This window comes from Cytophagaceae bacterium ABcell3 (assembly GCA_030913385.1).
In the GTDB taxonomy this organism is placed as follows: domain Bacteria; phylum Bacteroidota; class Bacteroidia; order Cytophagales; family Cytophagaceae; genus ABcell3.
The window spans coordinates 3407018-3432314 of record CP133159.1; the positions used below are offsets into that span (position 1 = coordinate 3407018).

Below are 25297 nucleotides of genomic sequence, written 5' to 3' on the forward strand. Positions count from 1 at the left end.
AACCGGCTAAAAAAAATAATGTTTAAAACAAAGTTTATTTTGTGAGATAAGGGAGGAATTACGACCTTCACTAAACAATAATATTGTTTAAAAACTTTATTATTAATGACTTTTTGATCTTCAGATCAATTTGGGAAACATTCTTCTTGTCAAATTTTGAACAAAATAGAGGTTCAAAGATTATATTTTTTATTTAACTATAGATATGAGCACAATAGTATACCCTGGAGAATCCTATCCGCTTGGCGCAACCTGGGACGGAAAAGGTGTAAATTTTGCACTTTATGCAGATAATGCTGAGGGTGTGGATTTATGTTTGTTTAATTCAACCGAAGATAAAAAAGAATCTGTTAAAATCCCTTTGACCGAACGCTCTCACCAGATATGGCATGTTTACATACCTGGTATTAAGCCTGGTCAACTGTACGGGTATAGGGTACATGGCCCTTACGATCCCAAAAACGGACACCGGTTTAACCCGCACAAACTCCTTATAGATCCATATTCCAAAGCCATTTCGGGAACCATAAAATGGCACAAGTCTTTATTTGGCTATAAAATTGGGCATAAAGATGAGGATATAAGTTTTAATAAGGAGGACAGTGCTCCTTATATCCCTAAATCTGTTGTAATAGATCCTAATTTTGATTGGGAAGGCGATACGTCACCAAACTACCCGTACCATAAGTCTATCATTTATGAGGCACATGTAAAAGGCTTGACAAAACTACACCCTGAGATCCCAGAAGAAATTAGAGGATCCTATGCAGCAGTAGCCCATCCTGTAACAATTGAATACCTTAAAAAATTAGGCATTACCGCTATAGAACTTATGCCTGTGCATCATTTTATAACGGATTCTTTCCTCCACGAAAAAGGTCTTACGAATTACTGGGGCTACAACACCCTTAGCTATTTTGCACCTGATGTCCGCTACTCTTCTAGTGGCAACCGGGGAGAACAGGTCAAAGAGTTCAAAAACATGGTAAAGGAACTGCACAAAGCAGGTATTGAAGTAATTCTAGACGTGGTCTACAACCATACAGGCGAAGGAAACCACCTTGGGCCTACCCTATCTTTGCGAGGCATTGACAATTCCGCTTACTACCGCTTGATGAGTGACGACCAACGGTATTATATGGATTACACCGGCACTGGAAACACCCTCAATGTAAACCTTCCAAATGTTTTAAGGCTAATTATGGACAGCCTTAGGTATTGGATTTTGGAAATGCATGTGGACGGTTTCCGTTTCGACTTGGCCTCCACCCTTGCGCGTGAACTTCATGAAGTGAACCAGTTAAGTGCATTTTTTGATATCATTCACCAAGACCCTGTGATTTCACAAGTAAAATTGATTGCCGAACCATGGGATGTGGGCGAAGGCGGCTATCAAGTTGGGAACTTCCCTCCTGGATGGGTAGAATGGAATGGAAAATACAGAGACTGCATCAGGGACTTCTGGCGTGGCGCAGAAAGTATGCTGGCAGAGTTTGCAGAAAGGTTTACCGGAAGCTCAGACTTGTACCAAGATGACAACAGAAGACCTACGGCCAGTATTAATTTCATTACCGCCCATGACGGTTTCACATTAAACGACCTTGTTTCTTACAATGAGAAACACAACATGATGAACGGCGAAGATAACCGTGACGGGGAAAGCCACAACCGTTCCTGGAACTGTGGAATAGAAGGCATTACCGATGATCCGGAAATCAATACGTTGAGAGAAAAGCAGAAACGCAACTTCTTAACCACTCTATTTTTGTCTCAAGGTGTGCCTATGTTAGTATCTGGAGATGAAATTAGCCGGACACAACATGGCAACAACAACGCTTATTGCCAAGACAATGAGCTATCGTGGATCAACTGGCCTACAGCTGACAAAGATCTGCTAGACTTTACTAGAAAACTTATCAATTTCAGAAAAAAACATCCGGTGTTTTGCAGGCGCCGGTGGTTCCAAGGTCAACCTATTAAAGGGTTAGGACTGGAAGACATTGCTTGGTTCCTGCCCGATGGAACTGAAATGACAGAAGTGCATTGGCAGGATTACTTTGCTAAATCATTAGGAGTATACCTCAACGGACGCGGAATCCACTCAAGAGGCCCCAAAGGAGAAATTATCCTTGACGATAGTTTTTACTTGGTTTTCAACGCTTATCATTTGCCTTTGGACTATAAACTTCCACCTAAAAAATATGGTGCTCAGTGGACCAAAATCTTGGATACCTGCTTTAACTATTTTGACGAAGATTCGACAGAAACTTATGAACCTTGTCAAACCATACAGGTAGAAGGACGTTCGATCGCATTGTTTAAATACACATTTTTATGAGTTTTTCAGAAGTAAAGAAAAGTATTCCGGGAATACGCTTTGATAAAGAAGGGGTGGCCAATGTAACGCTATGGGCACCCCATGCTCAACAGGCAGAAGTTTACTTAACCCAAAAAGATGTAAAACTACCCCTAGAGCAGAAAGTCTATGGATATTGGCAACTTACCACAGAACAAATAAAATCAGGAGATTATTACCAATACATTTTAAATGGAGAAAAGAAATTACCGGATCCGGCTTCTATTTCTCAACCAGAGGGCGTGCATGGCCCTTCACAAGCCATTGACCTTACCTATAAATGGTCAGACCAGTCGTGGAACAATATTCCGCTAGAGGACTATATCCTATATGAGCTGCATACAGGCACTTTTTCTCCTGAAGGCAATTTTGAAGGCATAGAAAAAAAGCTTGACTATTTGAAGGAACTCGGCATCACAGCCATAGAAATTATGCCAGTCTCCCAGTTTCCAGGCCAGCGAAACTGGGGCTATGATGGGGTGTATCCATTTGCGGTACAGGAATCCTATGGTGGTGTATTAGGCTTACAACACCTGGTAGACACCTGTCATAAAAAAGGCATAGCGGTCATCCTTGATGTAGTTTATAACCACCTAGGTCCCGAAGGCAACTATTTGGCTGAATATGCACCTTATTTTACTGACAAATACAATACCCCCTGGGGAAAGGCCATAAATTTTGATGATGCCTGGTGCGATGGCGTCAGAAAGTATTTTATAGAAAATACCCTGATGTGGTTCAGGGATTTTCATATTGATGCCCTCCGTATGGATGCCGTACACGCTATTAAAGACTTTAGCCCAAAACATATTCTAAGGGAAATAAAAGAGCATGTCAATGAACTACAAAAAACAACAGGAAGGAACCACCACCTAATTGTAGAATTAGACCTAAACGACAATAAGTTCATAACCCCATTAGAAGATCATGGGTATGGCATGGACGCCCAATGGATAGATGAGTTTCACCATGCCCTTAGGGTTACAACAGGCGAAGAGAAAACCGGATATTATGCAGATTTTGACGGGCTGAAACACCTGGCCAAATCATATAAAGATGCCTATGTTTACGACGGTATTTATTCGCCGCACAGGCACAGAAACTTTGGCACAAAAACAGACAATAACCCAGGAAAGCAGTTTGTTGTATTTTCCCAAAACCACGACCAAACCGGCAACAGGATGCTTGGCGAACGTTCCAGTCAGCTTGTAAGCTACGAAATGCTTAAAGTTATGGCCGGAGCGGTTATCTCCAGCCCTTACCTGCCGATGCTGTTTATGGGTGAAGAATATAGTGAAACCCATCCTTTTTTGTACTTCGTAAGCCATGGTGACCCCAATTTAATAGAAGCTGTAAGGAAAGGAAGGAAAGCGGAATTTGCGGCTTTTCACGCAAAAGGAGAAGCACCAGACCCTCAGGATGAAAAAACCTTCGAAACATCTAAACTTCAATGGGAGCTGCTAGACAAGCACGCACACAAAACGCTCTTTAGGTACTATCAGACTCTTATAGCCTTGCGCAAAAAACAACCAGCCCTGAAAAACCTAAACAGAAAAAATGTAGAAGTGTACCCTGACGAAGAAAAGCAAAGCCTGATACTGCACAGGTGGCACGAAAATCAACATATTGTGTGTGTGATGAACTTTTCCAAACAGGCTCAAAATATCAACCTTCCATCGGTTAATATGGAATGGGTTAAACTACTAGACTCTGCCGCCCCAGAATGGAATGGCCCAGAAGCTGCTCCAGAAACATTGCCTAATGCAGCTTTTTTCAAATTACAACCTGAATCTTTTTTAATCTATACCAATAAGCATGATTAATCCAGTTTCTACTTATAGACTGCAACTTCACAAAGGTTTTACCTTAGCAGATTTAGACCATATAATTCCATATTTAAAATCACTGGGCGTAAAAACGGTTTATGCGTCCCCGATATTTCAAGCTACACCTGGAAGCACGCATGGGTATGATGGTGTAAACCCACATTTAATAAACCCTGAAATAGGGTCTGAAGAAATCCTCAAGCAAATAAGTCAAAAGCTTAAAGAAAATGACATTCTTTGGCTCCAGGATATTGTTCCAAACCACATGGCCTTCCACCCCGACAACATCTGGTTGTGGGATGTGCTGGAAAAAGGCAGGCGTTCCATATATGCTGAATATTTTGATATTGCTTGGAACAGCCATGTGTACAATGGAAAACTCATGGTTCCTTTTCTGGGTTCGCCCCTTGAAGACCTTCTGAGAAATGGAGAAATTAAATTAGATTATCATGACACAAGGCTTATCTTTCGCTATTATGATAACACTTACCCTTTACAACCTGCTTCTTACCTTAATGTCTTACGGGGAGAAAATACTCCTGAAGAAGTCAAAAACCTGTTAAACAAAATTCCATTACCTGATCAAAACGAAGACAAAACAGGATATCAGGGTCAATGGGACGAAATTAGACAGCAATTAAGTACTCTTTTAAACCAAGAACATATTAGAGATTGGTTTAACGATACCATTTATGCAATTAGCAGTTCGCCTGAGTACCTAAAAGAAATAGCGGACCAACAGATTTATCAGCTTTCCCATTGGCAGGAAACAGACCACCAAATAAACTACAGACGCTTCTTCACCATCAATGGCCTTATATGCTTAAACATCCATAAAAAAGAAGTTTTTGAAGATTACCACAAGCAGATTAAGAAACTTATAGACGAAGGTGTAATACAAGGGTTAAGAATTGACCATATAGACGGTCTATATGATCCTACAACTTACTTACAACAGCTACGGAAACTTTCTGGCGAGAACCTATACATTGTTGTAGAGAAAATTCTTGAACCCCGGGAAAACCTTCCTGAGCATTGGAAAATACAAGGCAATACAGGTTATGACTTCCTTACTCTGGTCAATAACCTGCTTACAAGGAGAAAAAGTAAAGAAAGGCTTACTGAATTCTATAGGAAGTTAACCGATGACGACACGCCTGTCCACTCACAAGTATTGGAGAAAAAAGCCAATATCCTTTACAACAATATGGCGGGAGAATTGGACAACTTAAGCAAACTCTTTTTTGACCTAGACCTTCAGAAAGACCATGACATACCGTATGAAGATCTAAAAAAAGCCATTGGAGCAGTGCTGATACACTGTCCGGTTTACCGCTATTATGGCCATGCAATGCCTTTGGACAAAGAAGAGCAAAATGCACTAAAGCAAGTTTTCAAAGAGATCAATAAAAAAGAAAACGATCTCTCTGAACCGGTAAATGCATTAGAAGGTGTGTTGATTAAAGCACCGGAACATGGAGATGCAGAATTTAACAGACGTGCTTTACAGTTTTACCAACGCCTGATGCAGTTTTCAGGCCCTCTAATGGCAAAAGGTGTAGAAGATACCCTCATGTACACCTACAACCGTTTTATAGGCTTAAATGAAGTGGGTGGATCTCCAGAGTTGTTCGGTATCTCACCTGAAGAGTTTCACCAACACATGCAAGAAAGGCTCCTAAAGATGCCTTTGTCCATGAATGCCACTGCTACCCACGATACAAAAAGAGGCGAAGATGTGAGCGCTAGGCTAAATGCCCTCTCCGATATTCCTGGACGATGGTTAAAAATGGTAAAGAAATGGCAGAAGCTTAACCAAGAGGCTAAGCAAAATGGACCTGATACAAATGACGAATACTTCATTTACCAAACACTGGTCGGCGCCTATCCAATGCCTGGACAAGACGAAGATAACTTCAAGCAAAGATTTAAGAAATACCTAGTAAAAGCACTGAGAGAAGGGAAATTAAACTCGAACTGGACTCAACCCAACGAAGCTTATGAGGCCGCAGTTACTTCTTTTGCAGAGAAACTGCTTGAGCCTGAAAATGCCTTTATGAAGAGCTTCAAAAAATTCCATGAGGAGCTTTCTGATTTTGGGATTGTAAATTCACTATCAAAGCTTGTACTTAAGTTTACTTGCCCCGGAACGCCTGACGTATATCAAGGATGTGAGTTTTGGGACTTAAGTATGGTAGACCCTGACAATAGAAGGCCAGTCGATTATAAATTAAGGCAAGATGCGCTCAAGACATTTGAAAACTCCAACGAGCTAGAACTGGAAAGCCTTTGGGGAAACAGGTACAATGCACAGATAAAGCAATGGCTGACCACAGCACTTTTAAAAGAGCGTAAACAAAATCCAGAATTGTTCAGCGAAGGGGAATATATTCCTCTTCAGGTAAAAGGAGCTTATGCATCGCATGTTTTAGCGTTTGCCCGTCGACATAAACAAGATTGGCTGGTAGTAGCCATACCTTTGCATATAGGTAGACTTTGCAAAGGACAAAAACAGAGCCTGGACGCACTAGACTGGAAAGACACCAGGGTTTCCTTGCCCCCAGAAGCACCAGACCATTACGAACAACTGACTGACGCGAAGGGTAAGAAGAAAGGAAATATAGCCATAAAAGATCTTTTCAATAAGGTTCCTATAGGAGTTGCTAAACTAAAAAAGTTAGAAAAAAACAGGGATGCTGGCATACTAATGCATATTTCTTCACTGCCGTCAGCCTTTGGAACAGGAGATTTTGGCCCAGAAGCACAAAAATTTGCAGACTTTTTGGCCAGAAGTCGGCAAAAGTACTGGCAAATACTCCCTTTAAACCCAACCGAAGAAGGAACAGGCTACTCCCCATACAGCTCTATTTCTAGTATGGCAGGAAATACCCTTTTGCTAAGCCCTGAGCTTATGGCAGAAGATGGTTTGATAAAAAAGGAGAAGCTGAAGCAGTTTAAGATCCCAACTTCTGAAACTGCCAATTTCCCAAAAGCCGAAAAAATTAGGAAAGTACTGTTCAAAAAAGCATGGAAAAATTTCCAGAAAGGTAAAGCACCGCACCTAAAACCGGAATTTGAAGCGTTTTGTGCCAAAGAAGCTTTCTGGCTTGACGATTTTGCACTATACCTTGCCATTAAAGATGCACACAAAGGAAAAGCATGGTTTCAATGGCCTGAAGCTTTGAAAAAAAGAGATAAACGAACACTGGAAGAATTTGCAGAAGAAAACCAAGAGGTATTGGAAAAGATCAAATGGTTCCAATATATGTTTATCAGGCAATGGAAACACCTAAAAGCCTACTGCAACAAGCAAGATATTCACCTATTTGGCGACCTCCCCTTCTATGTCAGCTACGACTCTGCTGATGTTTGGGCGCATCCAGGCATTTTCAGCCTTGACGAGGAAGGCAATATCAAAGGTGTTGCCGGAGTACCACCAGATTATTTCAACGCCAACGGGCAATTGTGGGGCATGCCTGTCTTTAAATGGGAAGTACTCAAGCAAAGAAACTATGACTGGTGGATACAGCGCCTAAGAAAAAACATGGAGCTGTATGACTTTCTGAGACTAGACCATTTTCGTGCTTTTGCCGACTACTGGGAAGTGCCTGCGGGCGAAGAAACAGCCATAAACGGTACTTGGAAAGATGGTCCGGGAAAAGATTTCTTTGAAGCTGTCAAAAAAGCGCTCGGAGACCTGCCATTTATTGCGGAGGACTTAGGTGATATCAATGAACTGGTGCACAACCTTAGGGACGACCTGAAATTGCCGGGCATGAAAGTACTACAGTTTGCTTTTGGCGATGACTTACCGGAATCCATATACATACCACACAACTATACCCCTCTGTATATAGCATACACCGGGACACATGACAACAATACTACCAAAGGATGGTTCAGGCAAGATGCAGGAAGCATTGAGCGTAAAAACATGGAGAAATATACTGGTATAAAAGTAACAGATGACAATGTACATGAAGTACTAGCCAGGTTGGCCTATTCGTCAGTAGCAAAAACCGCAATTTTACCCATTCAGGACGTGCTGGGGCTGGACGAACAAGCAAGGATGAACATTCCGGCATCTGTAGAGAAAAACTGGCTCTGGAGGCTTAAAAAAGGTGCCTTAAAACCTTCTATAGAAAAAAAGCTTAGAAATTGGACTAGAACCTTTAACAGATAGGCAAATACATCATTGATGATATGATGGCAACTGACCATCATATCATCAGCTTAACTATCAATGATCCCATAAATTATGCTCCTCTTCTAAAAGTTCATCCTGCGCCCATTCAGATGCCTCTACCCCCTTGCTTGGATCTCCCCCATACATATCTATCAAATAAGAGCCTGCAGGGTTTGAAACACTTAACAAATAAGAACTAAACAGCCTTAGTTCAAATGCTTCCGCCAAATTTTTATGCTGGCTATCATTCTGGGCATTAAACCATATCGCCTCAGGATTGTCCCTAAAAAGCTCCTCAACTAACTCTTTATAGCTAAAGGAAGCTACAGGTTGCAAAATCTGCTTCACGTTTGCCGGATGGTCAGCAGGCACGTAAATAGTGATAGCGATAATATGATAAGACTTTAGCGAATGCTCTTTATCAAATACAACCTCCTCTTTTAACTCCAACTGGTAAAGATCTGAAGGAAGATAATATTGTGTTTCTTCCATGTGCAAAAACGAAGAGTCGCCCATTTCCAGCATCATTTCCTTTTCCTCTTCGGTATACTCAGGTTCAGCTCCTGGAATGGTTAGATTTTCCTGAAACTCTTCTAAAGAAAGTTTTTTTGTCAGGGAGTCATTTTGATAAGCAGTGACCGTGCCTTCTTTTACTGCATTGATCAATAATTTGGTAATTTCCCTGTTTTTCCCAAACATGGGTCTGTTCTGTCTTTCACGCAGATCAATGCCTCTAACTACCGTTTTCCTATGCATGATATCAGATTCATGGACAGGCCTATAGGCCCATTTATTAACGCCATTTTCATACATAGAATCTACGACACTCTGGGCTTCAACACCAAATGCGCAAAATAAAAAAACAACAACCGAATATATAGACTTCATATCAATTCCCTCTTTTAAATATAAAAGATAAAGGAACCGATATGTTTACAGCAGGAAAATACAAAGGTACAGACATAATGCAACACCAATATTAAGTCACTATAAAACAATAAATTACAAACAAGCCTTAGAATAACCATATCCCTATGCGCAGAACCGTCACCACTTAAACTTTTGCCGTTCAAGACCAATAAAAAGAGAGGTTAAGCCTTAAGAACCTAACCTCTATATTCTTTTTGCTTTACACTGTTTTTATGGTGCAGGAATGGAAAACCGCTCGTGTACCCCTTCTATCTCTTCTAATACAGAATCGTCTAGTTTTACATGAATAGAGCCTATATTTTCTTTTAATTGCTGCATGGTAGTAGCACCAATAATATTTGAAGTGACAAAAGGCCTTTGGTTTACAAAAGCTAAGGCCATAGATGCAGGGCTTAACCCATGTTTTTCAGCAATTTCAACATAGGATTGGGCAGCCTTTTCAACCTGAGGCTTATTATACCTCTGCATTTTAGGGAAAAGGTTTAATCTAGACCTTTCATCTGCGGTATTTTTAAGGTATTTGCCTGATAAAACACCAAAAGCCATGGGCGAATAAGCCAACATAGCGATATTTTCTCTTGTAACAATCTCGGAAAGGCCTACTTCAAAACTTCTATTCAACAAATTATAAGGGTTTTGAATACTCACAACAGGAGGAAGCCCCTGTACTGCGGCCAAATGTAGACACCTCATGAGCCCCCATGGTGTTTCATTGGACAATCCCACATGCCTGATCTTGCCTTCTTTTTGAAACCTCTGTAAAACCGTCAATACTTCTTGAAAATTATCTTCCCATTCATCCTCTTTATGAACGAAGCCTAGTTTACCAAAACAGTTGGTTTTCCGCTCAGGCCAATGAAGCTGATAAAGGTCGATATAATCAGTCTGAAGCCTCTTGAGAGAACCCTCTAGGGCTTTAGTAAGGTGGTCAGGCGCAAAAGAAGGGACGTTCCTTATATAAGCAAGCCCTGGATTGGGACCTGTAGCCTTACTGGCCACAATAACTTTATCACGTATCCCCCTTTTTTTAAGCCATGTCCCAATGTATTTTTCAGTAAGGCCTTGGGTCTCTTTTTTTCCTGGCACAGGATACATTTCAGCAGTATCAATAAAATTGATTCCTTGAGAAACAGCATAATCAAGCTGCTCATGCGCATCCTCTTCCGAATTCTGCTCCCCAAAGGTCATCGTTCCCATACAAATACGGCTAACACTGATATCCGTATTTCCAAGTTTCCGGTATTCCATAAAAAATGATCAATTTAATATTATACATCATTCACTCAGCCAAAAAGTCAATAATAATGGCGGCTGCAAGTAGAAAATTAATCATAAATATGGAAAAAATAAGGATAATATGCCCAATTCTTTTCTTCATAAGCCTTTTTATGAAAAACCTAACGGTAACCAAGAATGTTAAGCAGCATATTCTGAAAAATACATACACAGTGAGAAAAGCTATAACCTTCTGAATATTTGCACTAAATCCCCTGTTTACAAAAGGAAACCCCATCGGCGGAAAAGAGACTTCCAGACTTTTACCTACCTACTTTTATGCCATTAGGAGAAAAAACGCCTAAATAACCTAAACCAACACCCCAAAAGCTACAAACAGAAAACTTACCCACCAAACACAACAAAACAATATTAATTTCCTTTTGTAAATTATCAAAACAGGAAGTTTACATTTTTAAACTAAAACACTTTAATACACTGCTACACAACAATTTAAACAATTTACAATTGTAATCATAATTGTAAATTGTTTAAATTGTTGGAAAAATGGTACTGGTAATAGCTCTTCGTTATATTCTGAAACATATTCAGTAAAATACATTAAAGGTAAATGATAGGCAATATGGCTGTTTTCTTGCTACTGCATCAAGTTAAACCATCACGAAAAGGCTGCAAAAGGAAGGCAAAATCACCTCAAAAGACACGCATCAACTTGTTTACACCTGTAATCACACATGTAAATAGTTTTATTCTAAAATAACTTACCCTAAACAGTAACTAACTATAATACAATGCTTTAGTCACTAAATATTGCTTTATTTGGGCTAATTTTACAGTTTACATTTGTAATTACATTTGTAAATCACGGTTTAACTTTGTATAATTGCGTTATAGTTACTCTTGATACATGGATTTATACATTTGTAAACACAAATGGACACTACAAAAAGGATAAAGAAAATAATAGAGCACTTTGAACTCAGTCCTTCTGTTTTCGCAGATGAAATTGAGGTTCAACGCTCTAGCATCTCCCATATACTGTCTGGGAGAAACAAGCCCAGTTTAGACCTTATTCAAAAGGTCATTAAAAGGTTTCCGGAGATCAATCCGGTATGGTTACTAACAGGAAAGGGTGAAATGAAACAATTAGACTTATTTGGCGATCAGGAAAACAAACCTAGCGAGGATCAAAAGATTACGAATGTAAACCACAACAAATCTACTCCTGAACCAGCTTCTGAGGACAAGTTTACAAATGTAACTAACACGCAGCCGTACCAGTCTGTGCCACCACCGGCTCCCCAAGCCGCTACACCTCCTCCGCCTCCCGAACCACCTAAAGCTCCTGAAGAACCTCCAAAAACGCAAAGAATTGAGCAGGATAACTCCATGCTGCCGTTTTTAGGGTCAAAAGGCAAAAAAATTGAAAAAATCGTAATTTTCTACGACGACAAAACCTTTTCCGTATACAATCCTGAATAACTGTATTTCAATTACTTATACCGAAAAATCAACTCCTTAAAAGCCCTGAGAATTAAATATTCATTTCCCTGCCGTATATAGGGACAGAATATTTAATTCTCGTGGCTTATTTTTTCTAAAGTTCACTTCTTTAAAAAATGAGACGGCTTTACTTTACTTCTCCTACCGACGACTGACCTTTCGTCATGTAAATTAATCTTGATTCAAAAGGCATAGCGGATTTGGCAATATGGCAATTTGTCGTTTAGCAGATCTGTGAAGGATTGGACAAGTTCAGTTTTTAAGCCTCGTTTATAACGGAGGTTCTTTCCTCCTGTTTGGGAAAATTTGGTTTCCTGAATATCGGGTTTCCACAATAGCTCTTCCCCTTTTGGGTGCCACTCCATATTTATATCATGCAGCTTGGTGTTGTGTGTTAGAAAAATTATTTCACATTTTAACTGTGCTTTTGTTTTAGCTGATGCCAAGTCATCAATTGCCTCCATAAGCTCATTATAGTCTTTTAACCACCCGTCATAAAACATGACAGGGGAAAAATTGAGGTGCACTTCATAACCAGCTTCTACAAAATCGTTCAAAGCTTCTATCCTATCGTTAGTGGGCGAGGTACGGACATCAACTATTTTTGCAATATTTGACGGCATCAAACTAAAGCGGATCCTGGTCTTTAATTGTGGATCATAATTGAGCATATCCCGGTTGACAAACTTTGTGGCAAAAGTACCTTTTGCTGTTGGCAGCTCTTTAAAAAGATTTACGATGTCCTTAATATTGTCAGATACGGCTGCGTCTACAGAGCAGTCGCTGTTTTCCCCAATTTCATAAACCCAATACTGTTCATCTATCTGATCAGGTTCTGTCTTTAACCCTTGTTTTCTGGAATGGTTGGTGATATACTTCAGTATTTGTTCTATATTGACAAACACAGTTATCGGATTGGCGTACCCTTTTCTTCTTGGCACATAGCAGTAAGAACATGCCATAGCACACCCATTGGCTAGCGAAGGTGCAACAAAATGAGAGCTCCGAGTATTAGGTCTTGCCGTAAGCCCTTTCTTTACCCCAAGAACCAAAATATTTTTTTTGTTTCTAAGCCACCGCTCTGCCATCCCTTCATTACCGTAAAGATCTGGTATCTTCCAATGAGAGGAAACCATAATACGTTCAGCATCTGAATACTTTTCAAGCAATTCTTTTCCTCTTGGATACAGGCCTATGTTCGGTTCGTGATATATTTGTTTGATATCAAGCACCTGAAGAATTTTTTCTTTTTCTGTGATTTTCAACATCACTTATATCTGTTTACCTTTCCCTTTCTTTCCCAATGGGATTTGGTTTCTCCTGAAGACATTTTACTGATCTGCCGGACATACCTATCACCTTTGATAGACCCATCCTCATTTCTTTTTCCTATGTAAAGTGTCACGGGCAAGCCCTGCTCATTGGTAACAATGGTAACATCGTTGTTCCTGAAAGTCTCATCGATCCGAACACAAGGAGCATATTTTCTCTCTAGCTTCTTCTCTAAGCGCTCACCAAACAACCTGCGCCTTTGCCGCTCTATAGGTTTTGGGGTTCTCATGACATTTCCTCCTTTATTCTTAAAACAAAAAAAGCACAGATTACTATCCATGCTTAGGTAAAGAAAAGCTTCACCTGAAATTTACAACAGAACACCCCTTAGGTAGCAAAACAATTCAAACTTGTTCTTTTCCCACATACCAAAATCTCGTCCAAAATTGACAAAAGCTCCCTTGTATATCATATTACTTCCGGATCTTATCGGCAAAAACCTTTCGGAATTTTTCGACTTTAGGTTGTATAACAAATGAACAATAGGGCTGCCCCTGGTTTTGTTTAAAATAGTTTTGATGGTATCCTTCTGCCGGATAAAATTTTTGTGCAGGAGCAATCTCCGTAACGATAGGGTCATCCCAGGCACCGGATTGGTCAAGTTCCTTAAGAACCTTGGTAGCAATTTCCTGCTGAGCTTGGTCATGATAGAAAATAGCAGAACGGTATTGCGTCCCGGTATCTGCCCCTTGCCTGTTAAGCGTGGTCGGGTCATGGGTTTTGAAGAAAATTTCGAGCAGCTCCTCATAGCTGATTGTATCAGGGTCATAGGTAACCTGCACAACTTCTGCATGCCCTGTATTGCCACCGCACACAGCTTCATAAGTAGGGTTTTCTGTTTCACCACCTGTATAGCCTGACACTACAGATTGCACGCCCTTTAAATCTTGGAAAATAGCCTCGACACACCAGAAACATCCAGCGCCAAATGTTGCTTGTTTCATACCTTCTGTTGGTTTATGGTTATATGTTCGTTCTTCTGACTCTTGTCCACAAGAACTCAATATGGCAAAGAAAACAATAAAATACATATTAAAATTTCTGTACAAGAAAGCCGTACTTTTATTATTCATTCCATCATAACACATGACATAGGTAAAAAGATGTAAAAAAGCATATTTTTTTAACCTGGATTATGCATTAAACTTCGTTATGAGGGGCAAAAGAACAAAAAGATCAGCGTGTTTGGTTTGCCAAGCATAGTGGTTCTATGGTAAAAAAAAACAAATGCGAGCGAAACGTCTGATTTGAAGTTATTTTGCCACGCAATAGAAAGTTCGAATGCATATTTCAGGTATAAAGCTCAGAAGGTCCCATGGCAGTTCACGCAAATAAGGTTCAAATAAAGCCATTTAAGGCATTCTTCAACAATTCCGCACAGGAAGATACAAAGCTTGCAAAAAACAGCTTTAAAAGGCCTTAAACTGAAAATAAAGAAGGTTGTAAAAATGATTGATAACGGGAGGCCGCATTGCACCAAGGGCGAGTGGGTAAAACTGGATCTCCATAAAGATAGCGAACAGGGACAAGCCCCATCCACTACCTATCTATAACAAATGAAGCAAAATCTTGGGCACTGCCCTCCTTCACATCAATATCAGAAACCCTTGCCAATACCGGGCCTTTTTTACACCACCGGACAAACTCCTCAAGCTTTTCTTCCGGCCCCTCTGCTTCAATATAAACCGACCCATCGGACATGTTTTTCACAAGTCCTTTCAGGCCAAGCTCAAGTGCCTTTTCTCTGGCCGAAGCCCGATAATATACACCCTGCACCTTTCCGGTAACGGTAATTGTTAAATGCTTCATACCTCAAATAAATTTACATAAACAAAAAAGCACATAAGTTTAAAATTGTTTTGTTTCTTTTACTCTTAAATAAAACCTGCCGTTTAAATACAAAAAGAATAACTAGAAATACCAATAGCTTATAAATTGGTAATGAATATTATAAATAAACTTAACCGAACTATTACTATAATACTAAAATACAATTTTAAAAAAACAGATATCACATCCTATTAGCACCATACAAGCAGCCTTATCAAGTTGCAAGCCTCTACTCTATTCTTTACTTTTGCACTTGCTATAACGAATTTCCACTCATGTCTTCTTTCAGGTACTTTAAAATATACAAGCCATACAGGATGCTTAGCCAGTTTACAGGCGGTCATGGACAACAACCTGTTCTTTCCGAACTAGGCAACTTCCCCAAAGATGTTTACCCTGTAGGAAGGTTGGATGCAGACAGCGAAGGCCTCCTCCTGCTTACCAATAACAAAAAAATAAATAGCCTGCTACTCAACCCTAAAAACAAACACGAAAGGACATACTATGCGCAGGTTGAAGGCATTGCCACAGAAAAGGCCATTGACATACTCGAAAACCGTGTAAGCATTAGGATTGAAGGTCAAGACTATTTGACCCGGCCAGCTAAAGCCAGCTTACTAGAAGAGCCGGAAAACCTGCCCCCAAGACATCCACCTGTCCGTTTCAGGCTTAACAAACCTACTTCTTGGCTTTCTCTAACATTAATTGAGGGAAAATACAGACAGGTCAGGAAAATGACCGCAGCAGCCGGGTTCCCTACACTCCGCCTCATTAGGATTAGTATAGAAAACATGTACCTTGGGAGCATGCAGCCAGGAGAAGTCCAAGAATTGTCTGAAAAAGAATTTCTTAAACAGCTAAATTTGACTAATAAAATCCACTCGGCCAGAAAAAGTAGATCGCATTAACAGTCACTCACACACGAACAATAAAGTTAGGTAAACTATCTGCCCCATGACCTGTTTTTCTGATATGGAAGAACAGATTATATTTTTTGATAGCTGGATGAGCCTTCTTAGGACTTTTCTGATAGGCATTTTTGCCTATGTAGCTATGATTGTCTTGCTTAGGGTTTCAGGCAAAAGAACTTTGTCAAAAATGAACGCCTTTGACTTCATTGTTACTGTTGCCTTGGGCTCTACGTTAGCCTCTGTAATAGTTACAAAAAACATAGCTTTAGCTGACGGGGTTTTGGCCTTTTCCATTTTAATCTTTCTTCAATTCATTATAACCAAAGCTGCTTGGAAGTCTAAAAAAGTAGTTAATCTTGTAAAATCAAACCCAACCCTTTTATTTTACCGCAATCGATTTTTACAAGAAAACATGAAAAAAGAACGGGTAACCAAAGAAGAAATATTAGCCTCCGTTAGACAAAACGGTTTTAAAGGGCTACAAAATGTTGAAGCTGTAATTATCGAAACAGATGGTTCTTTGAGCATCATTAGCAAAAGCGGTAATGAAGACACCTCTGCGCTAGACAAAATTACCTAAACGTATAACTCATGATGCAATTAATAGGTTAAAAGCAGGTAATAACATGTATTGCTATCCTACCAGCTTCTCCAAAAGTTAAAAAATGCATAAAAATCCAAGATTAAACTAATCCTCAAAGATCTTAGTTTTTTAAATAGGAGACAAAATTATTAGATTATGCAGATTGAGGCGGTGAGAACAACAAACCATGCAGAGATAAAGCGTTGGGTCAAAGACAGACATGGTGTTCCAGCAAGGATATTGGAAACAGATACACCAGGGTTAGGCCCATTAACAATATATTTTCCAGAGGCTCAGGAAAAACCAGACAACCTAGAAGTGTTGACCTGGGATGTTTTTCTGGAAGATTTTGAAAATCATGGATATCGCTTTGTGTATCAGGAGGCACTTCCTGACGGAACCATGAGTTACTTCTACAGAATAGAGAGAGGTTAAAAAAACCGGTATTCCCGGTTTTTTTAACCTCTTTTTTTAGCTACTCGGAACAAAAACAAAATCAATAACAATATGCCAGTCAAAGGCACAAGTAAGGGCTTCCATTTCATCTGAATATTTCTGCTTCCTTCAGGAAATGGATCTTCATCAGCGTTAAAGTATTTGCTCAGCATGTCCATATAATAAGTTTTCACCTTACCCCCGATCAGGCTTTTTAGTTCTTTATGAAGGTGTTGCATTTCATCACGTGCCGCACGGGCATGTCCTTCCAGTGATGTTTTTCCGTATTCTTTACGCGCAATCCACCCAATCAATGTGACCAAAACCGGCTCTGGTACATACTCAAAAAACCTCACTATACCAGGACTTGGCGGAACACCGGCCTTTCTAAGTCCACGAAGGGCTTCTTTTGTTGCCCTGACAGCCATAATTAACAGATCCTGTGTTTTCCCTAAACGCTTTAGGTTCACATCAGCAGCATAAATAGCTGGAGCAAACCCTGAAATCAAAATCCCTACATGATATTTAAGCCAGGCATCCATATCTTTACGAATGTCCACCTCATAACCCCGCATGGATTTAAGCAGTTTTGCCACTTCTACAGTCCTTTTCTTGACACTACCATCAACCTCTCCTATAGGGATTTTATAGGTATATTTTTCATTAACAGGCATAACACGTGCTACATGCCCCTCGATTTTACCACCAGGCAAGGGAAAACCCAACATAACCCGCTCCTTACCTAAGGCCTCTACCAGACTTGTAGGGCCAGCAGCATTGTTCCCCAGAAACAAAAAAGAAGGACCCCGTTTATTCTGACTTAAAACATCTAAAATTTCCTCAATCTGGTTCTTTCTCATAACAACAATGACTAAGTCATAATCATCATCAGGGTCAAAGGCTTCTACAAGTTTCACGGGAGCAACTTCCTCTTTGTCCGCACCATCTTCCTGAACGACCACACCGTGCTGCCTGATATCAAGCAAACGCTTGCCCCTTGCCATTAAGAAAATATTATGACCTGCTTCATAAAGCCTTGCCGCCAAAAGACTCCCCAAAGGGCCAGCCCCTATAATTAAAATTTTCTTCATTTCTAAGCTTTCTTTTTCTATTAAACCTGAATTATACGAAAGGTTTCGTCATAAGGAGCAATATAAGGATTCTTTCTCGTCTCCTTGCTGTAAATATCAAAATATAAGGCAATTGTACCAGACGCTCAATGATGTCATTATGAAAACCCTTTGAGGATCAATACGTACCCATTAAATTAGCTTTTATCAAGATTTTTTTTTATATTATTTAGGTTACTTTTCGTCTTTAGGATTGTATTAAATGTTGATAATTTCAAGAAGTACGTTATAATAACATATTTTTCAGATGATTAAGCCCTTTAGTGTTTTTGCTTTGCTATTACTGTTTTCCTACAGTGCCCTTGCACAATGTGGAGATGAAAACATTGAAGTTACCAACTGGTGCGAGAACCAGTTTGCGGAGTGGGAAATTACCAACCCTGACCCTAACGCCAGATATCGGTGGTATCAACTTATCGATACGGACGGAGATGGGATTCCAGATGACACCATCAACCGCCATTATGGAGCCAATGCCAATGGCACCCGCTTTATCTCGCCAACTAGGTATTCTACCCCCGATCCGGAACCTACAGAACCTGGCTGGGATGAGCGTACTTTTTATTATGTAAAAGAAAGTCCTGTCAATGATTTTATTCCATTCGGTGATTTAGACTTTGACAATGGACAACCTGCTGCCTTGGAAGACTTTACAATGAACTTATCACTTGAGCAAGATATTAGACTACATTCTGTAAATGTACCTGTGGTTTTATACAACACAGACAATACTTTTCACTTACAGATTCGCATTGGCGACCATTACTCTGATGTCTTTCATTTTTCAGGAAATAACGCAACGGAAATTGGCAACCAAACTTATGCAGTTACTGTCCCCGTAAACCTTAATATAGAAGCCGGCGACTATGAAGTAGAAGTCATTACAGCACCAGCCAACCCTAATGCCGGCACAAACCCCATAGATGGCTTCCGCTGGTGGGATAATTCTCCAGCAAACAGTCAAACTTTTGAAGAGCCGGGAATCATTAATGCTCAAGGGAACACCTCGAATTTCTGGGGGGCAGATAAAAGGTCTGTTCTGTTTGACTGGAACTTTACAGCCTACTGTGAATTTCAGGAAACCCCTCCTGCCACAAGAACAACAGAGGGCTGCTGTACACCAGTATTAGCAGAACTAAGTATTGACGTTTCCGGTCCTGTTATTGTATCGGGTACGGACGAAGCAGTTCTTACTGCTATTGGATATGAAAACAACAGCAATTACTTCCAATGGTATAAAGACGGAGACTTGCTTGCTGGAGTTTCTGGGCCAGGAGCCACAGAAATTACAGTTAGCGAAGCAGGTAACTACACTGTTAGGGAAGTTGTTGATCTTGACGATATAGACAACGTAAGTTGCTATGCAGAAGGTATTGGCAATGTACAAGAGCGTTCATTGTTTGTAAGAGTTAATGACCCACAAGCGGAATATTGTTTAGGAGATGAAATAGAGCTAGAGGCGTATGGAGAAGACATATCTGGCGTAACTTGGGCGCCTGCTAGTATAGTAAGCGACCCAAATTCACGTACCACCACCGCCATTTTGTCCCAAACCGGAAGCATAGAGTTTACGGCAGAGGCAAAAGTGTTTGTTGGTAATGTCATTGTCAATGGAGACTTTGAAGATGGCAGTGAAGGTTTTTATACGGACATGACAGAGTCTGCCGGAACCCCTGCTTCAAATCAATTCAGAATTGATGATCATGTGACCCCAGATCAACCATATTGGTCAAGAACCACCAACCAAGATCCTGCACAGCAATGTCAGGGAGACGGAAATTTCTTTTATGCAGATGGATTTGCCCCTAACCAAGAAGGGCAAACTGGCGTCGTATGGAGGCAAACTGTAAATGTTTCACCTAACAACGATTATGTGTTTTCAATGGACCATGCCAACATATCATGGGACAGTGATCCTCATGACAATAGCAGGGTCGCCGATACTGATGCCACCCTCCATGTTTTCATCAACGGTACATTATATGCTACTTTTACCACTGATGGAAACGGAGAGTATGAAGGTGTATGCCGATGGAAAACAGACACCTTTGAATGGAATTCAGAAAACAACACTAGTGCTACCATAGAGATCAGACAACCATACGAGCCTGCGCCGGGTCGGGATTTCGCCATGGACAACATCATGTTTGGAGGGCCTATGAACCAAACAGCCGCCATTGAAGTGGGACCTATAAACTCTTGCTTTGATCTTGAAGCTGAAGTGCTGGAAGAATGTAACGAGGATGAAGAAACGATAATTTCTGCCACTACCAACGGTATTTTTGTTGGCTGGGAGGAAGAAGGCGGAGGAACTGCTACCATTGCAAACCCCACCCTCAACCAAACAGCAGTAACCCCGACAGAGACCACCAATTATATTGCCACTGCAAGATTCCAAATCGGAAACAAAATAGAAAACGGTGATTTTGAGCTGGGAAATCAAGGGTTTACAACCGACTTGAATTATAATGAACATACCATTGGCCCAGGAAGTTACGGTGTTACCACAGACCCAAGTCTTCTAAATGAGAACTGGTTTGTATCCATGGGAGATGTTACCTCCGGCGAAGGTTACATGATGATACTAGACCCGAATGACGACGATGAAACCATGTACAGAACCCAGGTAAATGTTCAAGAAGGTGTGGAATATGCATTTTCCTCATGGATTGCTAACATCCATATAGAAGCCCTGAACCCTCCACAAATGAGATTTATCATTAACGGAGAGGAACTAGATGAAATTGACTTCCCTGAAAATACCAATGACTGGTTTCAGTTTAGTACCGTGTGGACCTCTGATGTTACAGGTACAATAGACATTGAACTTCACAACATCAACCCCTCTTCTCAGGGGAATGACTTTGCCTTGGACGAGTTGGTCTTCGCGCCGCTCTCTGATGTAACAGTAACCGACACTGTGACGGTTGAACCTTGCTGTGTACCTGTTGACATTGTTGTTCACCCAGAAGACACAAAAGTATGTGAAACCAACGACGCCAACTTTTCTGTAGAAGCAAGCGCTTCAGGCACTAGCTCATTCAGCTACCAATGGCAAGTAAGCTATGACGAAGGTATTTCTTGGCTTGACCTAGAAGATGAAACTGATAGTTTGTTGGTTATTTCCGAGGCATCAGCTTCCTTAAACGAGCATCTATACCGGGTAGTAGTAGCGTCTGGAGCCAATTGCCCTTCCACCATTTCGGACTCTGCACAATTAACCATCATCGACGAAGTAGATCCAGGAGAGATTTATATAGATGCAGATACCGCTATTTGCGCAAACACCACTCCCCCGCCGATCTTAAATGCTGTTGACCCAAGTGGTGGGGATGCGGATGAGACTTTCACTTTTTTATGGGAGTATTCCACAGATGAAGGGAACTCCTGGACATTGATAGACAATGAAATTAGTGATGAATATACGCCTAACGATCCTATTGACACAGAAACTTGGTACAGAAGGATTGCCATCAACGGCCCATGTGACTCTGTGCCGGGAAGCCCTGTCATCATTACCATTAAACCGCAGCTTTTAGGTGGTGAAATAAACTCCAGCCAAAGTACATGTTATAACGTAGCGCCAGACCCAGTTACAAGCGAATCGCTAGCCAGCGGAGGAGATGGCGAAGGCACATATACCTATACCTGGCAGTCTGCGCCTTTAAGTGACCCTGACAACTGGACAAGCGAAACTGGCCCAGAAAATGAGCTTTCTATAGGCCCTCTGACAGAAAGTCGTATGTACAGAAGAATGGTAGAATCAGGCGATGACCCAGCGTGCAACACCGCCTACTCTGACACTGTTACCATTACCGTATATGAAGAGCCAACACCAGGCATTATCGGAGACGACCAGGTAATCTGCTACGGTGATGTGCCTGCTGAACTCACAAACATTGAGCTGCCTACTGAAGGGGACTCTACAGAACCTTATGCTTACCGCTGGCTTTATTCTGAAGATGAAAACGGAACATTTGGTGCCACAGGAGGCACAGGTTCTACATTCCAACCTCAGGAACTTACAGCAACCGCTTGGTTTGTACGAGAAGTTAGCTCAGGAAACTGCCCTCCTCAGCTTACAGATGCCGTAGAGGTATATGTAAATGACCCATTAGAACCAGGCTCTATTCAGGTAGACGAAACCCAAATATGTGCAGGAGCTTCTCCAGGTACCATTACTGAAGACGATCCAGCTTCAGGTGGCGGAGGGGGTTATACTTATATATGGGAAAAGTCTGAAGAAAACGGTCCATGGGAAGAAATAACTGGAGAAAATGACCCTGAGTTTACCCCTGAAAACATAACTGTAGACACCCGTTACAGAAGGGTGGTTTCCACAGCAACATGTGATCCGGATATTTCCAATATCATTTCTATCACAGTACTTCCGGGACTTAACCCCGGCGTTATCGAAAGCGACCAAATCATATGCTACGGTGCTACACCAGCAGAGATCAATAGTGTTGCACCTGCCTCCGGCGGAGACGGGTCTTTTACCTATAGCTGGCAATCGGCCAGTGAAGATGACCCTAACGACTGGTCAGATATCAGTGGGGAAAACAGCTTGACCTTTTCCCCAGGTTCTCTAACAGAATCAATTTTTTATAGAAGAGTAGTAGTGTCAGGAACTGGCGAGTGTAATACTTCCGCTACTTCTCCTGTGCTTATCAGGGTCAATGAAGACTTAACGCCTGGCTCAATAGGAGGAGACCAAAAAATCTGTGAAAATGATATCCCAAGCGAAATTACTGAACTAACGCCGGCAACTGGCGGAACAGGGTTTTACACATATACCTGGGAAATGACCGAGGACAATGGTAATACATGGACAACAATAAGTGGCGGAACAGATTCCACCTACTCACCCCCTGCCCTGTCACAGTCTACGATATATAGAAGGCTCGTAACTTCTGACGACTGTGGTACCGTAACCTCAAATATGGTAGAAATTGATGTGACACCTCTAGTGCCTGTAAGTGTTGAAATCAATGAACCAGGCGAAATATGCTTAGGCGAGCCTGTGGTATTTACTGCAGATCCTGAAAACGAAGGTGCCAATCCAGTGTATAGGTGGGAAATCAATGGAAGTGAAGTTCCTGGCGAAACTAGCCCTTCTTTTACCACCTCTTCGCTGGACAGTGCTGATGTAGTACGTGTAATCTTAACATCAAACGCTGAATGTCCATCTGGAAACCCAGCAACATCGAACGAGGTTACCATGGTTGTCAATGATGCAATTACACCGTCTGTCGCTATAAATACTGCTCCTGAAATCTGTGAAGGCGAAGAAGTAAACTTTACGGCCACCCCTTCTGGCGGCGGCACTAACCCTACCTATGAGTGGTTTGTGAACAATGTTTCCCAAGGTCCGGAAGACGAAATTGCCACTTGGTCAAGCGACCAATTGCAAGATGGAGACCAAGTACACGTAATTATGACTTCTAACTCAAACTGCATAGATGCAAACGCCAGTGCTGAAGCGACCTCTAACACCCATACCATGGTGGTGAATGAAAATATGCCAGTAAGCGTATCTATTATAGCAAACCCAGACACAAGACAATGTGAGGGAACTGAAATTACCTTTGAGGCCACTCCTACCAATGGAGGTGCAACACCTACTTACCAGTGGCATGTCAATGGACAACCTAGAGGAATGAACAATCAAGAGTTTAAAGCAGATGATTTCGAGGATGGCGACCAAGTTTATGTAATATTGAACTCATCATTAAACTGTAAGACTGGCGACCCTGCTACATCCAATATACATGTCATGCAGATCGACCCTATAGAACCAGTGTCTGTGTCCCTTCAAGGCCCTACCAGCACAATATGTGAAAATGAATTAGCTGAGTTTGTCGCTATACCTGTCAATGGAGGAAGCGCACCTGAGTATCGTTGGTTCGTAAACGGTCAGTTGCACCAAGAAACGACACATGAGTTTGCAATTACCACACTTAAAGACCAAGAAGAAGTGCGGGTTGAACTTATATCCAGCATAGACTGTCCAGATAGAACAGCCCATGCACAACTAAATGCAGACATCTTTGAAATTCCAGAAATAGCAATTTCTCCAGATCTCAGGACTTTATGTGCAAGCCAAAGCCCTCAGTTACTCACACCAGTAGCTGTTGAGGGAGAAATTCCAGACCAAAGTTCATACACTTGGGCAATTAACGGTACGGATATCCCTAACGGATCCACGCCTTTTTATCCAGCTGATAGCTCAGGCACGTATACCGTGAGGGTAACTTTCCCTGCAGGATGTGATACCATCTCATCCGAGGCTATGATCAACATTATACCTGACCCATCCCCTCAGATCAATGAGGACAGCACCGCTATATGTGAAGGGGATTATGCCACTTTTACAGTCGAAAGCGATGGAGGCAGCCTACAATGGTATTTGAACGGGAACCCTGTTGCAGGAGAAACCGGACATACCATTCACGCTAATGAAGGAGGGTTATACAGCGTCATAGAAAACAATAATTATTGTGAGCAACAATCAATGTCGGTTCCTTTAACTGTTATCCCTAACCCAATTCCTTTTGCAGGAGAAGATATAACCACAGTAGAGGGCGCCCCAGTGCAACTTCATGCTTCCGGCGGGGAATCCTTCCAATGGCATCCAGAAGATGGCCTGAGCGACCCTTATATCCCAAATCCAACATTGATTGCAGAAGATAATATCACATATACTGTAGAAGTTTCAAATGGAGACTGTGTGGCAGAAGACCAAGTAAACATAATTGTTCAGAAGCCTGTCATTGTCCGCAATTCATTTACTCCAAATGGCGACAATATCAACGACACTTGGTATATAGAAAACTTAGAGCGCTTCCCTGATGCGAGAATAGAGATTTATAACAGATGGGGTAACTTGGTTTGGCTTTCAGAAGGTCCCGCCGAATGGGACGGCACCAACTTCAGGAACAATGAAATATTACCAGTAGCTACTTACTATTACGTAATTATCCTAAACTCGGAAGTATTTGATAAGCCACTTACAGGACATGTTACCATTGTTAGGTAA

At 41.2% G+C, this 25297-nt stretch carries 15 protein-coding genes; 8 read left to right on the top strand and 7 right to left on the bottom strand.

Annotated features, from left to right (window positions below; genetic code table 11):
- The first annotated feature begins 205 nt into the window (after window positions 1-205).
- From glgX to treY, 3 genes are read left to right on the top strand one after another with little or no spacing between them, the layout of a single operon-like run.
- A complete protein-coding gene (glgX, locus tag RCC89_13680) occupies window positions 206-2338 on the top strand; it encodes a glycogen debranching protein GlgX (GenBank protein WMJ74209.1) in 2133 nt (710 codons plus the stop codon).
- Window positions 2335-4179: a malto-oligosyltrehalose trehalohydrolase gene (gene treZ / locus RCC89_13685; protein WMJ74210.1), complete on the top strand. Its 1845-nt coding sequence runs from the start codon at window positions 2335-2337 to the stop codon at window positions 4177-4179. Before glgX ends, treZ begins: the two co-directional genes overlap by 4 nt.
- On the top strand, window positions 4172-8365 hold the full coding sequence (gene treY / locus RCC89_13690) for a malto-oligosyltrehalose synthase (protein WMJ74211.1): 4194 nt from the start codon (window positions 4172-4174) through the stop codon (window positions 8363-8365). The genes treZ and treY overlap by 8 nt, the downstream gene beginning before the upstream one ends.
- Window positions 8366-8422: 57 nt before the next feature.
- On the opposite strand, the gene gldN is transcribed toward treY, so the two are convergent.
- Together gldN and RCC89_13700 are read right to left on the bottom strand one after the other, a co-directional pair.
- Window positions 8423-9256 (bottom strand): gliding motility protein GldN, encoded by an 834-nt coding sequence (gldN, locus tag RCC89_13695; protein WMJ74212.1) that lies wholly within the window; start codon window positions 9254-9256, stop codon window positions 8423-8425.
- A gap of 252 nt (window positions 9257-9508) precedes the next feature.
- Window positions 9509-10546, bottom strand: a complete 1038-nt coding sequence (locus RCC89_13700; GenBank protein ID WMJ74213.1) for an NADP(H)-dependent aldo-keto reductase — start codon at window positions 10544-10546, stop codon at window positions 9509-9511.
- A 921-nt stretch (window positions 10547-11467) separates the two neighbouring features.
- Between RCC89_13700 and RCC89_13705 the strand changes: the two genes are divergently transcribed.
- A complete protein-coding gene (locus tag RCC89_13705) occupies window positions 11468-12016 on the top strand; it encodes a helix-turn-helix transcriptional regulator (GenBank protein WMJ74214.1) in 549 nt (182 codons plus the stop codon).
- 203 nt (window positions 12017-12219) lie between these two features.
- Here the strand turns inward: RCC89_13705 and RCC89_13710 are convergent, their stop codons facing one another.
- The 4 genes from RCC89_13710 to RCC89_13725 all read right to left on the bottom strand — a co-directional run bounded on the left by RCC89_13710 (window position 12220) and on the right by RCC89_13725 (window position 15178).
- A complete protein-coding gene (locus RCC89_13710) occupies window positions 12220-13305 on the bottom strand; it encodes a spore photoproduct lyase family protein (protein ID WMJ74215.1) in 1086 nt (361 codons plus the stop codon).
- Window positions 13305-13598, bottom strand: coding sequence for a hypothetical protein (locus RCC89_13715; GenBank protein WMJ74216.1), 294 nt, complete (start codon window positions 13596-13598; stop codon window positions 13305-13307). The genes RCC89_13710 and RCC89_13715 overlap by 1 nt, the downstream gene beginning before the upstream one ends.
- 184 nt (window positions 13599-13782) lie before the next feature.
- Entirely contained in the window at window positions 13783-14313 is a 531-nt protein-coding gene (gene msrA / locus RCC89_13720; GenBank protein ID WMJ75661.1) for a peptide-methionine (S)-S-oxide reductase MsrA, read from the bottom strand.
- 595 nt (window positions 14314-14908) lie between these two features.
- Complete coding sequence (locus RCC89_13725; protein WMJ74217.1) at window positions 14909-15178, bottom strand: acylphosphatase; 270 nt, start codon at window positions 15176-15178, stop codon at window positions 14909-14911.
- Window positions 15179-15474: 296 nt separating this feature from the next.
- On the opposite strand from RCC89_13725, the gene RCC89_13730 reads away from it, so the two are divergent.
- The 3 genes from RCC89_13730 to RCC89_13740 all read left to right on the top strand — a co-directional run bounded on the left by RCC89_13730 (window position 15475) and on the right by RCC89_13740 (window position 17128).
- Complete coding sequence (locus RCC89_13730; protein ID WMJ74218.1) at window positions 15475-16107, top strand: pseudouridine synthase; 633 nt, start codon at window positions 15475-15477, stop codon at window positions 16105-16107.
- Window positions 16108-16153: 46 nt separating this feature from the next.
- Window positions 16154-16690 (top strand): DUF421 domain-containing protein, encoded by a 537-nt coding sequence (locus tag RCC89_13735; GenBank protein ID WMJ74219.1) that lies wholly within the window; start codon window positions 16154-16156, stop codon window positions 16688-16690.
- 159 nt (window positions 16691-16849) lie between these two features.
- Window positions 16850-17128, top strand: a complete 279-nt coding sequence (locus RCC89_13740) for a hypothetical protein (GenBank protein WMJ74220.1) — start codon at window positions 16850-16852, stop codon at window positions 17126-17128.
- A 23-nt stretch (window positions 17129-17151) separates the two neighbouring features.
- On the opposite strand, the gene RCC89_13745 is transcribed toward RCC89_13740, so the two are convergent.
- Entirely contained in the window at window positions 17152-18219 is a 1068-nt protein-coding gene (locus tag RCC89_13745) for a 2-dehydropantoate 2-reductase N-terminal domain-containing protein (GenBank protein ID WMJ74221.1), read from the bottom strand.
- A 286-nt stretch (window positions 18220-18505) separates the two neighbouring features.
- Here RCC89_13745 and RCC89_13750 point away from each other — a divergent pair, with 286 nt between their 5' ends.
- Window positions 18506-25297 carry a gliding motility-associated C-terminal domain-containing protein gene (locus tag RCC89_13750; GenBank protein WMJ74222.1) on the top strand — a complete coding sequence of 2264 codons (6792 nt, stop codon included), beginning with the start codon at window positions 18506-18508 and terminating at the stop codon, window positions 25295-25297.

What these genes read in the sequence shown, in the direction of transcription:
- glgX (WMJ74209.1), top strand. Translation starts at nt 206, where the DNA reads ATGAGCACAATAGTATACCCTGGAGAATCCTATCCGCTTGGCGCAACC.
- treZ (WMJ74210.1), top strand. Translation starts at nt 2,335, where the DNA reads ATGAGTTTTTCAGAAGTAAAGAAAAGTATTCCGGGAATACGCTTTGAT.
- RCC89_13715 (WMJ74216.1), bottom strand. Translation starts at nt 13,598, where the DNA reads ATGAGAACCCCAAAACCTATAGAGCGGCAAAGGCGCAGGTTGTTTGGT.
- RCC89_13725 (WMJ74217.1), bottom strand. Translation starts at nt 15,178, where the DNA reads ATGAAGCATTTAACAATTACCGTTACCGGAAAGGTGCAGGGTGTATAT.
- RCC89_13705 (WMJ74214.1), top strand. Translation starts at nt 11,468, where the DNA reads ATGGACACTACAAAAAGGATAAAGAAAATAATAGAGCACTTTGAACTC.
- RCC89_13750 (WMJ74222.1), top strand. Translation starts at nt 18,506, where the DNA reads ATGATTAAGCCCTTTAGTGTTTTTGCTTTGCTATTACTGTTTTCCTAC.
- treY (WMJ74211.1), top strand. Translation starts at nt 4,172, where the DNA reads ATGATTAATCCAGTTTCTACTTATAGACTGCAACTTCACAAAGGTTTT.
- RCC89_13740 (WMJ74220.1), top strand. Translation starts at nt 16,850, where the DNA reads ATGCAGATTGAGGCGGTGAGAACAACAAACCATGCAGAGATAAAGCGT.
- RCC89_13730 (WMJ74218.1), top strand. Translation starts at nt 15,475, where the DNA reads ATGTCTTCTTTCAGGTACTTTAAAATATACAAGCCATACAGGATGCTT.
- RCC89_13710 (WMJ74215.1), bottom strand. Translation starts at nt 13,305, where the DNA reads ATGTTGAAAATCACAGAAAAAGAAAAAATTCTTCAGGTGCTTGATATC.
- msrA (WMJ75661.1), bottom strand. Translation starts at nt 14,313, where the DNA reads ATGAAACAAGCAACATTTGGCGCTGGATGTTTCTGGTGTGTCGAGGCT.
- gldN (WMJ74212.1), bottom strand. Translation starts at nt 9,256, where the DNA reads ATGAAGTCTATATATTCGGTTGTTGTTTTTTTATTTTGCGCATTTGGT.
- RCC89_13745 (WMJ74221.1), bottom strand. Translation starts at nt 18,219, where the DNA reads ATGAAGAAAATTTTAATTATAGGGGCTGGCCCTTTGGGGAGTCTTTTG.
- RCC89_13700 (WMJ74213.1), bottom strand. Translation starts at nt 10,546, where the DNA reads ATGGAATACCGGAAACTTGGAAATACGGATATCAGTGTTAGCCGTATT.
- RCC89_13735 (WMJ74219.1), top strand. Translation starts at nt 16,154, where the DNA reads ATGACCTGTTTTTCTGATATGGAAGAACAGATTATATTTTTTGATAGC.